Raw genomic sequence first — 14302 nt, forward strand, 5'->3', positions numbered from 1 at the left:
CATGAGTTTCCCCCACCCGCCACCGCACGGCCGCCCCGGCCCGGCACCGATCCGCGTCGACCCGCGTGAACTGCGTCCCGGCCGGTCCTGGTACGCCGTGGGCGCCCTGGTCCTGGTCGGCGGGCTCGTTACGGCCCTCGTCGGATTCCTCGTCTCCGTTCTCTCCACGGTGGCCCTGCCGGAGTTCGAGGCCAGGGTGTCCTCCGGTCAGGAGACCGTCTTCACCGTGACGGAGACCGACACCCTCCTGGGCCTGTACTCCTCCGGCGGGGACGCGGACACGTGCGTCCTGGTGCGGCCCGACGGCACCGAATCCGGGTTCGGCCTACCGGGGTACAGCCACGACGTGGACACCGGTTCGGAGAGCTGGTCGTTGGTCGGGGCCCAGGAGGCGCCGGGGACCGGGGAGTACACGCTCTCCTGCCCCGGCACCTCCGGCGGCGCGGAGTTCGCGGTGGCCGACGTCGGTGACGGCGGCGCCGAGTTCGTCCGGGGTGTGGCGGGCACGTTGCTGTGGGCCTTCGTCCCGTCGTTCCTGGGCCTGCTGCTCGGGCTGCCGGTCCTCATCACCACGGCGGTCCGGCGCAACCGGCACAGGCGGCGTCTGCTCGTCGAACGCCGTCAGGGCTTCCACGGGCCGGCGACCGGCTAGGACTCCGCTTCCCGTTCCCCGCCCAGGTGCTCGGCGAAGAAGGACCCGATCCGCTCCCAGGCGTCGGCCGCGGACTCCGGGTGCGGTCCGGTGCCCATCGCGCGCAGCACCACACGCAGCGGCTTCGGGCCGTTGGGGGCCTCGTTGAGGAAGGAGTGCCCGGCGTCGGGGTACTCCTTGACGTCGTTGGGCACGCCCGCCTCCCGAAGAGCGCCCCGCAACCGGTCGGCGGCCCCGACCAGGGTGCGGTCCCTGCCGGCGTAGCTGGCGACCACCGGGCAGGAACGGGCCGCGACCGCCTGGAGGTCCCCGGGCAGGTACCCGTAGTTGGGTGCGGAGGCGTCGAAGTCGGGAGCCGAGGCGATCGCGAAACCGCCGCCCAGGCAGAAACCGAGCACCCCCACCCTCCCGGTGCAGTCGTTCCGGGCGCGGAGCCAGTCCCGCCCGGCGAGCAGGTCGGTGAAGGCCCGCCCGTGTCCGGCACCGAGCGCGCTGACGACCCCCCGGACACAGCGCAGCCCGCCGCCGTCGCTGTAGAGGTCCGGAAGGACCGTGAGGTAACCGGCCCGGGCCATCCGGTCGGCGTGCCGGCGCATCTGTTCGTCGGCCCCGAAGACCTCGTGCGCCACCACCACCCCTGGCCAGGGCCCCTCGCCCTCGGGCCGGGCCAGGTAGGCGCGCAGGTTCGGCGAACCGCCGCCGTCCCGGGCCAGGTCGCTGAGATCGATCTCCGGCATGGCTCTCTCCCGTGTGTCGGTGGCCCCCCGGGCCGCTCCCCGCCCCGCCGACCCTAGGGCAGGGGCCCGCCGGAGGGCTCGCCGGGCCCGGCCCCGCCGCGCACGGTGTGACCGGAAGCGGCCGTTACGGCACGCTGCCCCCCGGACGCCCGGGCCCGCGGATAACCTCCCGAAGAGAGGCGAGACTGAGGGGGCGTTCGATGGGCGTGGAATCCGAGAGCACCCGGGCGGCCAGGGACGCGGCCGCACGGCTCTGGGCCAAGGCCAGCCTGGTCACCCCGATGGCGATCCGGGCGGTGGCGACCCTGCGGGTGGCCGACCACCTGGCCGACGGTCCGCGAACCGCCCGGGAACTGGGCGAGGCGGTCGGGGCACGGCCCGAGGCCCTGGCCCGGGTGTTGCGGCACCTGGCGGGCGAGGGCCTGTTCACCCGGGAGGGCGAGCGGTACGCCCTCACCGGGACCGGCGCCTCGCTGTGCTCGGACCACCCGTACTCGCGGCTGGACTGGTTCGCCGCCGACAGCGCGCACGGGCGGGCGGACCTGTGCCTGGCGGAGCTGACCGAGGCGCTGCGCACCGGGCAACCCGCTTACGGGCTGCACTTCGGAGGTTCCTCGTTCTGGGAGGACCTGTCCGCCGACCCGGAGCTGTCCGCGTCCTTCGACAACATCATGGGGGCGCGCATGGCCGCCCAGGCCCGGACCCTGGCCGGGATGTACGAGTGGGAGGCGCTGGAGCACCTCGTGGACGTGGGCGGCGGGGACGGTTCCCTGCTGCAGGTGCTGCTGGAGCGCTTCCCCCGGCCGCGCGGAACCGTCGTGGACCTGCCCGGACCGGCGGCGGCCGCCCGGGAGGCCTTCCGGCACGCCGGGCTGGCGGACCGTGCCACGGCGGTCGAGGGCAGCTTCTTCGACCCGTTGCCCGAAGGCGGCGACGCCTACCTGCTGTGCTGGATCCTGCACGACTGGGACGACGCCTCGGCCCGCGCGATCCTGCGCCGCTGCGCCGAGGCGGCCGGACCGAGCGGGACCGTGCTGGTCGCCGAGTACGGCGGCGGGGAGGCGATGAGCGAACTCGACGTGCGGATGCTGGCGTACTTCAACGGACGGGAGCGGGACGGCGAGGAGTTGGCGGCGCTGGCGGCGGAGGCGGGGCTGAGCCTGGCCGGGGACCACGAATCACACGGGATCAGGCTCCAGGAGTTCACCGTCGGCCGCCCCGAGTGACCCGGGGCGCCGCTCGCGCCCGTCACCACGGGTGACGCGCCCCTCCGCATCCGCTCCCCCGTCGACGCGCACGCCGCCCGGATCTCACCGCCGGGCGGGACGGAAGCCGCTCCGTGGCGGGATCAGCGGCTCCGGTGGGCGGCCGGGGCCTCGGTCTCCTCGTACCAGTGCCTGGCGGTGGCGCCCTCGTTGAGGACGAGGACGACGACAACGATGACCAGCCCGATGACGTTGAAGTCACCCATCAACAGATTGAGCGCCAGACTCGCGACGCCGATACCCACCACCGTGCGGACGAGTGTCCGGGTGCGCTCGCCGCCCCGCCCGATGGCCGCGGCGACGTAGCACTCGAAGAGGGTCATACCGACACCGATCACCAGGAGGAAGCCTGGATCGCTGTGACCGCTCCGGGTCTGGGGGACATGGGGACTCCTCGTTCTCACTGACACGCCCGGCGCTTTCCGCCTCGGGCACGGTCTCTGTGAGACACACGGTCGAGGTATCGGGTTCTGCTCCTCCGGCCCCTTTCTCCAGCGGGCCCGACGGCCCCGGACCGTCAGCCGCCGGTGTACTTCGCGCCCCGCTGCGTCACCTCGAACCACTCGCGGGAGGGAGCCCTCTCCACGAGCAGGACGACCGCGACGGCCAGTGCCAGTGCGACGACGGCGTTGAGCCACCGCCCCAGCACCAGGTTGAGCAGCACACCGGCGAAGCCGAGACCGGCGGCCGTCCGGGCGAACGTCTGCGCCCGCCGCCCGCCCCGTTTCACGGTGGCCGCGACGTAGTAGTCGAAGACGGCCATCGCGGTCCCGAGCAGCAGCAGGAACGCCAGCACGCCCTTGGTCATCCCGTAGTCGAGATCGGCCTCGGACCGGCTCATGCCGTCCAGGAGCGCCAGGGTGAGGACGTAGGACAGGACTCCGAGCGCGAACCTGACAAAAAGCAGGATCCGCGCGACGGACAGGGTCTGGGGCAGCGGGTGGTGATACGACACGGGGGCTCCTGGCACAGTCGTGGGGGGTGGTGTGTCCAACAGATGTACCACCCGGGCACCTCACGCAACACCCGGTTCCGTTCGGTTCGTCCTGTCGGCTCGTCCTGCCGACAGGCGGCTACGGCCCCGTCCGCGTGGTGCCCGCCCCGGGCTCGGCGAGACCGAGCGGCCCGTCCGGTGCGGGGTCGAAGGCCCGGGCGACGTCGGTGTCGGCGACCTCCGCCAGCGCGGCCGGGGACCACCTGGGCCGACGGTCCTTGTCGACCACCTGGGCCCGGATGCCCTCCGCCAGGTCCGGCCAGGCCAGCGCGGCCGTGGAGACCCGGTACTCCTGTTCCAGGACCTCCTCCAGGGTGGCCAGCGCACGGGCCCGGCGCAGCGCCGCCAGGGCGGTCTTCACCGAGGTCGGCGACTTGCCCCCGACGGTCTCGGCCGCCTTCGCCGCCTCCGGGTCGCCGTGGGCGCGCAGCCGCGCCACGATCTCCTCGGCGGTGTCGGCCGCGTAACAGGTGTCGATCCAGGCCCGCCGGGACGCCAGGTCCCCGGCTGGTGCGGTCTGCGCGAAGCGGCCCACAACCTCGACGACGTCGGCCTCCGTGACCGTTTCCGCGAGCGCGCGGACCAGTTCGGGCAGGTGTTCGGAGGGCACGTAGTGGTCGGCCATGCCGGTGTACACGGCGTCCGCGGCACCGACAGCGGCACCGGTGAGCGCCAGGTGGGTCCCGGTTTCGCCCGGGGCCCGTGACAGCAGATAGGTGCCGCCGACGTCAGGCACGAACCCGATGGTGGTCTCCGGCATGCCCACCCTGGAACGCTCGGTGACCACACGGACCCCGCCGTGCGCGGAGACACCGACCCCGCCGCCCATGACCACACCGTCCATGAGAGCGACATACGGCTTGGGATAGCGAGCGATCTGGGCGTTGAGGCGGTACTCGTCCCGCCAGAAGTCGGCTGCCCGCCGGTCCCCGGTCACGGCGCTGGCGCGGATGGCGCGGATGTCGCCGCCCGCGCACAGACCGCGTTCACCGGCACCGTCGAGCAGCACCGCCGAGATCCTCTCGTCCTTCTCCCAGGCGGTGAGGGCGTCCGCGAGCACACGGACCATGCCGTGGTCGAGGGCGTTGATGGTGCGCGGCCGGTTGAGCGTGGCGCGGGCGAGCGAGCCGTGGACGCGCAGCAGCACCGTGGCTTCGTCGGGGGTCCCGTCACTGGTCATCCGGCGGCTCCGGTGGTCCGGCGAGCGATGATGGGGCTCATGGTCTCGGTGGTTCCTTCCAGGATTCGGGGCGCCCGAAGGCCGCACACGATCCTCTCAAGACCGTCCTCGGCTCGGTAGCGGTGCCCCCGGGGAGCCGGAGGTCCCGGTCGGCGGGCCTCCGCCGTCCTCTTCACGGTCGGCACCGACTGATTTCCGGATTCCACCAGCATCGCGCGACTACTCTCTGTAGTTTCATGCCATGCCCGGATTCGACCACGAACTGCAGGTAAGGCTGTTCCAGAAACAGCCCGCCCTGGCCCCGCTCATGCTGCGTGACACGATCGGCTTCCCCGTACCCGACTTCGCCCGCGCGGAGCTCGGCTGCGGCGACCACACCAAGCTCACGCCCCAGTCCTTCAAATCGGACAAGGTGGTCGTGTTGTACGACCACGACTGCACCAAGGTGCTGGCCATCATCACCGAGGTCCAGCAGAAGGTGGACGAGGACAAGCCCTACACCTGGCCCCTGTACCTCGCCACCGTCAGAGAGGAACTCCGCTGCCCCGTACGGCTGATGGTGGTGTGCCCGGACAACCGCACGGAGCGGTGGGCCCGCACCCCCATCGAGTTGGAGACCGGAGGGGCGGTCCTCAGGCCAGCGGTCCTGGGACCGAGCAACACCCCGGTCGTTGACGACATCGACCGGGCGAAGCGCCTCCCCAAGCTCGCCGTCCTCTCGGCTGCCGCCCATGGAGACAACCCGGCGGTGCTCAAGGCCGCCGAATCGGCCCTGGACGGCCTGCCCGAACACACCCGTCTCGTTTATTATGACTTCATCGAGTCCAAGCTCAGCGCGGCGGCTCGACTGATGTGGGAGGAACTCATGGCAACCGGCACCTACGAGTGGCAGAGCGACTTCGCCCGCAAGTACGTCGGTCAGGGACGCGAAGAGGGCCTTGAGGAAGGCCGAGAAGCGGGCCTGGTCCAGGGCAAACGAGAGGCGCTCCTCCGCCTTCTGGACGTACTCCCCGTTTCGGTCGGACCAGACGCGCGCAGGCGGATCGAGGAGTGCGCCGACTCCGACCGGCTCGACACCTGGATCACCAGGGCCGTCGGGGTGAAACACACCGACGAGCTCTTCGACTGACCCGCCGGACACGGGGCCGGGCGCGCCGCGTCCGGCCCCGCTCGCCGCGTGCCCCCGACCGCGACCCAGCCTGGCGCCGTGCTCCGGCGGCCTGGTACGCGGGCACGACGCCTGAGCCCCCGCCCGTGCCCCCTTCCGGCTCCCGGCGGGGCCGGTCGGGGTTCCGGGCGGTCTCGGCCCCGTCGCCTGGACGGTGTCAGTTCCCGAGGGTGTGCAGCATCCCGTAGGCCTCGTCCACGTGCGTGGGGAAGAGCTCCGGCCCCTCGGCCAGCCGCATCGCGGTGAGTTCGCAGGCCATCGCGGCGTGGCCGGCCAGGACGGCGGTGTTCTCGTCCGCCCCCGCCTCGGTCAGGGCCCCGGCGAGACGGAACGCCCGCTGCTGTCGGGTGAGCAGGTAGCGGGATCTGAGGTCGACGCTCTCTCTGAGCAGGCGGACCAGGACCGCGGAGTGGGCGGGGGACAGTGCGGCGTAGGGCCTGGTGGCGACGGCGGCCTCGCGAAGCAGGGTGAGCGCGGCCCCGAGGTCGCCGCCCAGCGGCCGGTCCGCCTTGTCGAGCACGTAGGCGCACATGCGGTCCACCTCGGCACCGTCGTCGGCGAACAGCACCTGTTGTTTGTCACCGAAGTACCGGAAGAAGGTGGTGCGGCCGACCTCGGCGCGTTCCGCGATGGCGGCAACCGTGACGTTGTCGAATCCGTGCTCGGCGAAGAGTTGGAAGGCTGCTGACACGATCGTGGCCCTCGCCTTACGACGTTTGCGAGCGTGGAGTGTGTCCGGGGGGTGGTGCATGGGGCGACCCTATCGAGTGGGAACTCGGTTCTCTTTGGTACGCGGGACCGGCCATAGGGACGGTGGTCCCGAAACGGACCGGGAGACCGAGGGAGCGGGAAGTCTTCCGGGCTGGATGACGGGCTGTCACCGGCCGTCCGAGGCCTGGGAGGGCCTCGGATGCGAACACCGGTTGGCCCGGGAGTTTATTGCAAAGAGATCTGGTACTGACAACCGCCTTCCCCTCGCCGCGGAACCCTTGCCCGGAAAAGGTTCCCTCCTCACAGAAGTTATCCCTCTGGGAGGGTCACCATTTTCACTCAAGGCGAATTAGTCACCACGGCAAATCGTTCGGGTTCCTAACTATTAACTTACCGAGACGTCCGCAACCCCTTGGGCAAGGTCGCCTCGGCGCCCCCCGCACCCCTCCCCGCCGGTCCCCCCGAATGTCACACCCCTGTGCCAGAGTGGAGACCTGACTCACACTCGGGGGTTCTTCATGGCATATCTCCTGGTCATCGGTACACGTAAGGGCCTGTTCACGGCCCGGAGCGAGGATCGGCGTGCGTGGGAGGTGAACGGACCGCACCGCCTCGACGAGGCCAACGACGCCGGGATGAGCCCCGTCTACACCGTCGGGATCAACCCGTACACCGGGCGCCTGCTCGCCGGAACGGAGAGCTGGCACTTCGGACCGAGCGTCTGGCACAGCGACGACCGCGGCGACACCTGGAGCGAACCGGGGACGCCGCCGATCGCCTTCCCCGAGGACACCGGGGCCTCACTCACCCGCGCCTGGCAGTTCGCCTTCGGCCCGGACCCGGACACCGTCTACGCCGGGGTGGAGCCGCACGCCCTGTTCCGTTCCTCCGACGGCGGCGACAGCTTCGACCTCGTCCGCGCCCTGTGGGACCACCCGCACCGGAGCAACTGGTTCCCCGGGGCCGGGGGCGCCGCGATCCACACCGTCCTGCCCGGCGTCCTCGGCGCGGGACGCCGCTCCCCCGAGGCGCTCACCGTGGCGATGTCCACCGGTGGTGTCTACCAGACCGAGGACGGCGGAGCCAGTTGGGCGCCGGCCAACCGCGGTATCTCCGCGGGGTTCCTGCCGGACGAGGAGCCCGAGTACGGCCAGTGCGTGCACAAGGTCGCCGCCGCCTCCGACGGTTCGTTCTACGCGCAGAACCACCACGGGGTCTACCGGAGCGCGGCCCCCGCCGACGACGGCTGGACCCGGATCGAGGAGGGCCTGCCCACGGACTTCGGCTTCGCGATGGTCACCCACCCGCACCGGCCAGGGACCGCGCTGAACTTCCCCGTGGTCAGCCAGGAGGTGCACTTCCCGCCGGACCACAGGCTGAGTGCCTACCGCACCGACGACGGCGGCGACTCCTGGCGGCCGGTCAACCGGGGCCTGCCCGAGGACCCGTACTTCGGGATCGTGCTGCGCGACGCCGCCTGCACCGACGGCGCCGACGTACCCGGTTTCTACTTCGGCACCCGCTCCGGGGACGTCTACGCCATCACCGACGACGGCGAGCGCTGGCACCAGGTGGCCGCACACCTGCCCGATGTGCTGTGCGTCCGGGCGGGGCAGGTGTGAGATGCGGGTGACCGTGCACCTGACCAGCGTGCTGCGGGCCGACGCCGAGGGGGCCGCCCACGTCCCGCTGGAGGTCGTCGACGGCGCCGCGTTGGGCGGGGTACTGGACGAACTGGCCGCCCGCCATCCGGGCCTGGACCGGCGGATCCGGGACGAGCGGGGCGAACTGCGCCGGTACGTGAACGTGTTCGTGGACCAGGACGAGTGCCGGTCCGTCGGCGGGCTGGACGCCCCCGTCCACGAGGGGGCGGACGTACGCCTGCTCCCCTCGGTGGCCGGGGGTTGAACCGGGGGACCCGGGACCGAAACGAACGTTTCCGGGCCCGGACCCCTCGTGCGACGTGCCGGAGGTGCGGCTATCCGGCGTGACCGCCGTGCCCGGGCAGCACGGCGCTCTCCGGACGCCGCGGCTCCCCCTCGTCCCGCACCCCGCGCATCGGCATGGGACGCAGGTAGGTGAGGCTCCGCCAGACCCACTCCAGGGGGCCGAGCCTGAAGCTGCCCAGCCACCAGCGGGCGAAGAGGGCCATCACCATGAAGTAGGCGGCGGCGATCCCGTACTGCGCCAGGATCGGGATCACCCCTTCGAACGGCTTCATGGTCAACAGGAACACCGCGGTGCTGCCCAGGTAGACGGTGAGCGTCATCCTCCCCAGCGGGGCCAGGGCGCCCAGGGCCCTGGCAGCGGTCCGGTCACGAGTGAACAGCCACCACACCAGGCCAAGGAAGAACAGGCCTCCGCCCAGGCCGGAGAGGCTGCCTCCGAGGGACATCATCATGTCCGCGCCGGGGTGGACCACCGGCATGCCGTCGGGTCCCAGCGCCGGGATGCCCTGAGCGTCGAACTCCATGGGGAAGAACAGGTCGGAGCCGAACATGGTAACCATGCCGAGCACCTGCCCGACCAGTCCCGCCCACAGCAGGCGCAGCGGGAGACGAGCGGGTCCGCCGACGCGCTCCGGCGAGAGTTCGGGCCTGCGTGCGAGCCACACGCCCACGCAGAAGAACCCGAGGGTCTGCGGGATCAGCATGACCAGGCCGCCCGGGCCGCCCGGGAGCAGCTCGCCCGCCCCGTACGCGAGGAACGGCGCCGCGGCGAACAGGGCCACCGCGGACCAGAACGGCCGGGCCCGCGAGCCGGACAGCAGGAACGGCATCAACGGGGCGAGCAGCAGTACGGTGAGCGAGTAGTGGGTGAGGATGTCCCCGGAGAACACCATCAGGTGCGGCGCCCCGAAGAGCAGGCCCAGGACCACGTAGCGGCGCAGCATGAGCACCATCGGCCGTCCCCCGCGCCGGGCCGCTGCCCGCCAGGCGAGGACGGCGCCCACGCCCAGCAGCAGCATGAGCAGCGCACGGGCCTTGCCGGACATCAGCACGCTCAGCCCGCCGTCCACGACCGAGGCCAGGGTGCTCTGTTCACGCTCTCCGAGCCGTTCCGCGGCGAAGACGACGGTGGGCGCGTTCATCGCCACCACACCGATCATCGCCAGGGCGCGGGCCGCGTCCAGGAAGGCGACCCTCCTGCGGGGCGCGGGCGCTCCCCCGTCCGCGGGTGTGCGCGGGTCTGCTTCGGGCGGCGCTGCGGCCGGGGTCGGCTCTGCGGTCACGGGTCCTCCTTGTGAGACGGCCCCCAGCATCACCCGCCCGGTACCCGCCGCACATCACCCGAACAGCCGAAACGCCTCCCCGCCGGGTCAGCCTTTCGGCCGATCGACGACGCCCGGCGACCGACGGCGCACCGCTCACGCCGGAGGGGCCCGGCGGGACTCCCCGCCCCGCCGGTGAACGTGCTCCGCGGTTCGTCCCTTTGACCGATGCCCGCTCCGGGGCATCGGCCTAACCTGAACACCATGAGCCGCACCACCGTCCTGAGCAGGTTCTTCGCCGCGTTCGACCAGAGGTCCCGGACACTGCGGCACTTCGCGGCACCCGGCCTGTCCGCGATGATGATCCTGCTGTGGGTGCTGGACCTGCGGGCCGCGCTGCAGATCCCGACCGTCGAGGACTGGCCCGGCCCGCCCACGGGCCCGATGGACTTCGCCGGTGCGGTCTCCGGGGCGGTCTGTGTCCTGGCCGTGGTCCTGGTGTCCGTGCCCCGGTCGGGTCCCCGGGCGACGCTGGCGGCCGGGATCGCGGTACCCCTGTCCGTCCTGACCGTGTCGGTACTGCTGTGGCCGCTGCCCAAGGGGATGTTCGGCTTCCCGATCACCATGGCCGAGACCGCCGGAGTGATCGTGGTCCTGGCCCTGGCCGGACTGCGCTGCCGAGCCTGGCAGATCGCCGTGGTGTCGGTACTGGCTTTGGCCGCCTTCTTCTCCGACTACCTGCGCGAACCCACCGGCCTCTACCTCTCCAGCACGCTGCTGATGGTCGCGACGGGGCTGGCCCCGGGCCTGTACCTGCGCTGGCACGCGGCCGAACGCCGAGGGCACGTGGAACGGGTCCGGTCGGCGGAGCGGCTGGCCATCGCCCGCGACCTGCACGACGTGGTGGCCCACGAGGTCACCGGGATCGTGGTGCAGGCACAGGCGCTGCGGCACATCGCGGACCGCAACCCCGCGGCGATCCGGGCGGCACTGCCCGAGATCGAGGCGTCGGGCACCCGGGCCCTGGAGTCCATGCGGGGGATGGTCTCCCGGCTGCGGGAGCCGGGTGAGGCACCGCTGGCTTCCAACCCCGCCGAGGGGCTGACCGCGCTCGCTGCCCCCGCCGCGCCCGGGCGGCCCGAGGTGACGGTGCACGTGTCCGGCCCGATCGGGGAGCTGCCCCCGGAGGTGGGCACGGCGGTGCTGCGGATCGCCCAGGAGTCAGTGACCAACGCGCTGCGGTACGCCCGGGGCGCCACCCGGGTGAGTGTGGTGGTGACAGCAGATGACGGGGAGGTCCTGATCCGGGTCGACGACGACGGCCGGGGCGCCGGGAGGCCGGTGGGCGGCGGCCACGGGCTGGTGGGGATGGCCGAACGCGCCCGCCTCCTCAACGGTGAGCTGACGGCGGGCCCCGACGGGGTGGGGCAGGGTTGGACGGTGCGGGGGACCATCCCCGCCCGAAACGGAGGGGACGGCCGGGAGTGACGGTTCGGGTACTGCTCGCCGACGACCAGCAGATGGTCCGGACGGGTTTTCGCTACATGCTCGACGCCGAGGACGGGATCTCGGTGGTCGGGGAGGCCGGTGACGGGATCGAGGCGGTCCGGCTCGCCGGGGAGCTGCGGCCGGACGTGGTCCTCATGGACATCCGGATGCCCGGGATCGACGGTCTGGAGGCGACCCGGCGGTTGGCCGGTCCGGACGTGGCCGACCCCCTGCGGGTGGTCGTGGTGACCACCTTCGACCTGGACGAGTACGTGCACGCGGCGCTGACCGGCGGCGCGGTCGGCTTCCTGCTCAAGGACGCGGGGCCCGCACTGCTGATCGAGGCGGTGCGGGCCGCGGCCCGGGGCGACGCGCTGGTCTCGCCCCGGATCACGGTGCGTCTGCTCCGGCACTTCGCGAGCGCCCCCGCCCCCCGGCGGGACCCGGCCGGGGCCGGACTGACCGCGCGCGAACTGGACATCGTGCGCACCGTGGCGCGCGGGCTGACCAACACCGAGGTGGCGGCGGAGCTGCACGTCACCGTGAGCACGGTCAAAACGCACCTGGCCCGGGTCCAGGAAAAGCTGGGCGCCCGCAACCGGGTGGAGATCGCCGCTTGGGCGTACCGGGGCGGACTCATGTCCTGAGCAGCCGCGGAGGGCCGCGGCGCTGTCCGCTTGACGAAAAAGTAAGCGGCTTCTGACCCTTTTCGCCCGTGTCGTCCTTGTAGACACCCCTGCACGAAGCGTGATGATCGGTGGGGGAATGAGTGTCAACGACACGACTGCGAGGAATGACCTATGGCCACCATGCGCGCGGCCCGACTGAACACCACCGACCGGTCCTTCGGGGTCACCGACGTCCCCAGGCCCGTTCCGGGCCGGGGCCAGGTCCTCGTCCGGGTCCGGGCCGCCGGTGTGTGCCTGTCCGACATCCACCTCATCGACGGCTCGCTGAGCCCGCTCCACCTCGAAGGCGACACTGTCACCCTGGGGCACGAGGTGGCCGGGGTCGTCGAGGAGCTGGGCCCGGAGGTGTTTGACGTCGGAGCCGGCGACCGGGTGGCGCTCCAGGCAGGCGAGTACGACCGGCGCGGGCGCCTGCTCACCCGGGGTGTGGACTACGACGGCGGGTGGGCCGAGTACGCGCTGGCCGCCGAGGAGACACTCGTCCCGATCCCGGACGACCTCCCCTTCGAGCAGGCCGCGATCATCCCGGACGCCGTCTCCACACCCTGGGCCGCGGTGACCGCCACCGGTGACGTGCGCCCGGCCGAGGCCGTGTGCGTGTGGGGTGTGGGCGGCCTCGGCGCGCACGCCGTCCAGCTCCTGAGGATGGTGGGTGCCGCGCCGATCATCGCCGCCGACCCCGACGAACAGGCCCGGGACCGCGCCCTGGACTACGGGGCGGACGTCGCCCTGGACTCCACGGCACCGGACTTCCTCACCCGGGTCGGGCAACTCACCCACGGCCGCGGCCTCGACGCCGCCTTCGACTTCGCGGGGGTGCCGGTCGTGCGCGAGCAGGCGATCCAGGTGCTCGGCGAGCACGGCCGCCTGGTGCTGGTCGGCCTGACCGCCAAACCGCTGGAGGTCGAGGACGGCACCCGGTTCAGCTACCTGCGCCAGCAGATCCTCGGCCACTACGGTTCGGAGCCCGAGCACGTGACCCAGCTGGTGGACCTGGTCCGGGCGGGCCGCCTGGAGTTCAGCCGCTCCATCAGCGGCACGTTCACCCTGGAGGAGGCCCCCGAGGCCGTGGAGCAGTTGGAGAAGCGGATCGGTTCCCCGGTCCGCCTGGTCCTGCTGCCCTGACCTGCCCGGCCCGGGCGGGTCGCGGGGCCGGGGCGGGGCGGTGGTCACCAGTTCGCGGGCCGGTAGTCCTTGAGGAAGCAGCCGTGCAGGTCCTCGCCGAGTTCCCCGCGCTCGGCCCGATTCCCGCTATCGGACCAGCCGCACCCGCCCGCTCGGAGCCGCCTCCCAGGCAGGCCCTCACGCCCCGTAGTTGCCAGGGGTGCACCGCTGTTCGACGAAAACACACCCGCGCGTACACACATTGTGCGTACGATTTGGGGTATGACTACCGTCATGAAGGCCGAGAGAATCCACCTGAGAGTCGATGACCAGCAGAAGGCTCTGCTTGAGGCCGCGAGCACCGTCTCGGGAGACACGGTCTCAGCCTTCGTCCTCAGTGCAGCGACCGAAGCAGCGGCGAACGTACTGGCGGACCGGCGTACCTTCACGTTGGACGAGCAGGATTGGGCTGCCTTCGACTCGGCATTGGAGCGCCCCGCACGGGACGTCCCCGGACTGCGGGAGCTGCTGGCCGGTCCCACGGTGCTCGACGCGAACAGCCCGCAGACTGATGAGGGCGACACGTGAAACCGAGGTTCGGACCGGTCGAGCCGCTTACCGCACAACACCGTGCAGCTGGCTTCGACTGCGGATCACGTGCTCAATCCGACTGGTTGACCGAACATGCGCTCCAGGCGCACCGCTCGGGTGGATCACGTGTCTACGTCGTATGCGACGCAGAGGACATGGATTTCCCCGTGGTCGGCTACTACGCCCTGGCCGCTGGGAGCATCGCTCCCGCTGTGGCTCCCAGTCGGCTTCTGCGCGGCGCCGGCAAGTACCACCAACCCGTTGTCATCCTGACCCGGCTGGGGGTCGACACCCGTGTCCAGGGGTCGGGGCTCGGCAGGGCGCTCGTGGTCGACGCGCTGCGCCGGGTCGCAGTGGCTTCCGAAACGATCGGTGTTCGAGCTCTCCTCATCCACTGCGAGAGCGAATCAGCGCGGCAGTTCTACCTCGGCCTCGCTCGGTTCGAGCAGAGCCCGAGCGATCCGATGCACCTTGTACTGCTGTTGAAGGACCTCCGCCGCGCACTCCGCTGA

16 protein-coding genes are annotated in these 14302 nt (G+C 71.8%); 10 read left to right on the top strand and 6 right to left on the bottom strand.

Annotation, left to right across the window (positions count from 1 at the left end):
* The first annotated feature begins 1 nt into the window (after position 1).
* Positions 2–652 (top strand): hypothetical protein, encoded by a 651-nt coding sequence (locus IE195_RS01730; protein ID WP_191267249.1) that lies wholly within the window; start codon positions 2–4, stop codon positions 650–652.
* On the opposite strand, the gene IE195_RS01735 is transcribed toward IE195_RS01730, so the two are convergent.
* Positions 649–1389: a dienelactone hydrolase family protein gene (locus IE195_RS01735; RefSeq protein WP_191267253.1), complete on the bottom strand. Its 741-nt coding sequence runs from the start codon at positions 1387–1389 to the stop codon at positions 649–651. The two genes, IE195_RS01730 and IE195_RS01735, sit on opposite strands and share 4 nt — an antisense overlap.
* A gap of 200 nt (positions 1390–1589) precedes the next feature.
* On the opposite strand from IE195_RS01735, the gene IE195_RS01740 reads away from it, so the two are divergent.
* Positions 1590–2615 (top strand): methyltransferase, encoded by a 1026-nt coding sequence (locus IE195_RS01740; RefSeq protein ID WP_191267258.1) that lies wholly within the window; start codon positions 1590–1592, stop codon positions 2613–2615.
* A 122-nt stretch (positions 2616–2737) separates the two neighbouring features.
* Here the strand turns inward: IE195_RS01740 and IE195_RS01745 are convergent, their stop codons facing one another.
* The 3 genes from IE195_RS01745 to IE195_RS01755 all read right to left on the bottom strand — a co-directional run bounded on the left by IE195_RS01745 (position 2738) and on the right by IE195_RS01755 (position 4828).
* Positions 2738–2977 carry a hypothetical protein gene (locus IE195_RS01745; protein WP_191267260.1) on the bottom strand — a complete coding sequence of 80 codons (240 nt, stop codon included), beginning with the start codon at positions 2975–2977 and terminating at the stop codon, positions 2738–2740.
* A 194-nt stretch (positions 2978–3171) separates the two neighbouring features.
* Positions 3172–3609 carry a hypothetical protein gene (locus tag IE195_RS01750; RefSeq protein WP_191267264.1) on the bottom strand — a complete coding sequence of 146 codons (438 nt, stop codon included), beginning with the start codon at positions 3607–3609 and terminating at the stop codon, positions 3172–3174.
* Between the two features lie 118 nt (positions 3610–3727).
* Positions 3728–4828 carry an enoyl-CoA hydratase/isomerase family protein gene (locus IE195_RS01755; protein ID WP_191267266.1) on the bottom strand — a complete coding sequence of 367 codons (1101 nt, stop codon included), beginning with the start codon at positions 4826–4828 and terminating at the stop codon, positions 3728–3730.
* A 241-nt stretch (positions 4829–5069) separates the two neighbouring features.
* On the opposite strand from IE195_RS01755, the gene IE195_RS01760 reads away from it, so the two are divergent.
* Positions 5070–5957, top strand: a complete 888-nt coding sequence (locus IE195_RS01760) for a hypothetical protein (protein ID WP_191267270.1) — start codon at positions 5070–5072, stop codon at positions 5955–5957.
* A 196-nt stretch (positions 5958–6153) separates the two neighbouring features.
* On the opposite strand, the gene IE195_RS01765 is transcribed toward IE195_RS01760, so the two are convergent.
* On the bottom strand, positions 6154–6747 hold the full coding sequence (locus IE195_RS01765; RefSeq protein WP_191267273.1) for a TetR/AcrR family transcriptional regulator: 594 nt from the start codon (positions 6745–6747) through the stop codon (positions 6154–6156).
* A gap of 478 nt (positions 6748–7225) precedes the next feature.
* Here IE195_RS01765 and IE195_RS01770 point away from each other — a divergent pair, with 478 nt between their 5' ends.
* Entirely contained in the window at positions 7226–8329 is a 1104-nt protein-coding gene (locus tag IE195_RS01770; RefSeq protein ID WP_191267277.1) for a WD40/YVTN/BNR-like repeat-containing protein, read from the top strand.
* Position 8330: 1 nt separating this feature from the next.
* Entirely contained in the window at positions 8331–8615 is a 285-nt protein-coding gene (locus tag IE195_RS01775; protein ID WP_191267279.1) for a MoaD/ThiS family protein, read from the top strand.
* A gap of 70 nt (positions 8616–8685) precedes the next feature.
* Here the strand turns inward: IE195_RS01775 and IE195_RS01780 are convergent, their stop codons facing one another.
* Complete coding sequence (locus IE195_RS01780; protein ID WP_229826046.1) at positions 8686–9939, bottom strand: DUF418 domain-containing protein; 1254 nt, start codon at positions 9937–9939, stop codon at positions 8686–8688.
* 243 nt (positions 9940–10182) lie between these two features.
* On the opposite strand from IE195_RS01780, the gene IE195_RS01785 reads away from it, so the two are divergent.
* The 5 genes from IE195_RS01785 (at position 10183) to IE195_RS01805 (ending at position 14302) form a co-directional block, all read left to right on the top strand.
* Entirely contained in the window at positions 10183–11406 is a 1224-nt protein-coding gene (locus tag IE195_RS01785; RefSeq protein ID WP_191267282.1) for a sensor histidine kinase, read from the top strand.
* Complete coding sequence (locus IE195_RS01790) at positions 11403–12053, top strand: response regulator (RefSeq protein WP_191267284.1); 651 nt, start codon at positions 11403–11405, stop codon at positions 12051–12053. Before IE195_RS01785 ends, IE195_RS01790 begins: the two co-directional genes overlap by 4 nt.
* A gap of 153 nt (positions 12054–12206) precedes the next feature.
* Positions 12207–13220 carry a zinc-binding dehydrogenase gene (locus tag IE195_RS01795; protein ID WP_191267287.1) on the top strand — a complete coding sequence of 338 codons (1014 nt, stop codon included), beginning with the start codon at positions 12207–12209 and terminating at the stop codon, positions 13218–13220.
* A gap of 261 nt (positions 13221–13481) precedes the next feature.
* On the top strand, positions 13482–13787 hold the full coding sequence (locus IE195_RS01800; RefSeq protein ID WP_191267290.1) for a type II toxin-antitoxin system TacA family antitoxin: 306 nt from the start codon (positions 13482–13484) through the stop codon (positions 13785–13787).
* A gap of 158 nt (positions 13788–13945) precedes the next feature.
* Positions 13946–14302: a hypothetical protein gene (locus tag IE195_RS01805; protein ID WP_225942561.1), complete on the top strand. Its 357-nt coding sequence runs from the start codon at positions 13946–13948 to the stop codon at positions 14300–14302.

The organism is Nocardiopsis terrae (assembly GCF_014651695.1).
Lineage (GTDB): Bacteria > Actinomycetota > Actinomycetes > Streptosporangiales > Streptosporangiaceae > Nocardiopsis > Nocardiopsis terrae.

What these genes read in the sequence shown, in the direction of transcription:
- IE195_RS01800 (WP_191267290.1), top strand. Translation starts at nt 13,482, where the DNA reads ATGACTACCGTCATGAAGGCCGAGAGAATCCACCTGAGAGTCGATGAC.
- IE195_RS01765 (WP_191267273.1), bottom strand. Translation starts at nt 6,747, where the DNA reads ATGCACCACCCCCCGGACACACTCCACGCTCGCAAACGTCGTAAGGCG.
- IE195_RS01795 (WP_191267287.1), top strand. Translation starts at nt 12,207, where the DNA reads ATGGCCACCATGCGCGCGGCCCGACTGAACACCACCGACCGGTCCTTC.
- IE195_RS01745 (WP_191267260.1), bottom strand. Translation starts at nt 2,977, where the DNA reads ATGACCCTCTTCGAGTGCTACGTCGCCGCGGCCATCGGGCGGGGCGGC.
- IE195_RS01730 (WP_191267249.1), top strand. Translation starts at nt 2, where the DNA reads ATGAGTTTCCCCCACCCGCCACCGCACGGCCGCCCCGGCCCGGCACCG.
- IE195_RS01740 (WP_191267258.1), top strand. Translation starts at nt 1,590, where the DNA reads ATGGGCGTGGAATCCGAGAGCACCCGGGCGGCCAGGGACGCGGCCGCA.
- IE195_RS01785 (WP_191267282.1), top strand. Translation starts at nt 10,183, where the DNA reads ATGAGCCGCACCACCGTCCTGAGCAGGTTCTTCGCCGCGTTCGACCAG.
- IE195_RS01755 (WP_191267266.1), bottom strand. Translation starts at nt 4,828, where the DNA reads ATGACCAGTGACGGGACCCCCGACGAAGCCACGGTGCTGCTGCGCGTC.
- IE195_RS01735 (WP_191267253.1), bottom strand. Translation starts at nt 1,389, where the DNA reads ATGCCGGAGATCGATCTCAGCGACCTGGCCCGGGACGGCGGCGGTTCG.
- IE195_RS01770 (WP_191267277.1), top strand. Translation starts at nt 7,226, where the DNA reads ATGGCATATCTCCTGGTCATCGGTACACGTAAGGGCCTGTTCACGGCC.
- IE195_RS01805 (WP_225942561.1), top strand. Translation starts at nt 13,946, where the DNA reads ATGGATTTCCCCGTGGTCGGCTACTACGCCCTGGCCGCTGGGAGCATC.
- IE195_RS01760 (WP_191267270.1), top strand. Translation starts at nt 5,070, where the DNA reads ATGCCCGGATTCGACCACGAACTGCAGGTAAGGCTGTTCCAGAAACAG.
- IE195_RS01775 (WP_191267279.1), top strand. Translation starts at nt 8,331, where the DNA reads ATGCGGGTGACCGTGCACCTGACCAGCGTGCTGCGGGCCGACGCCGAG.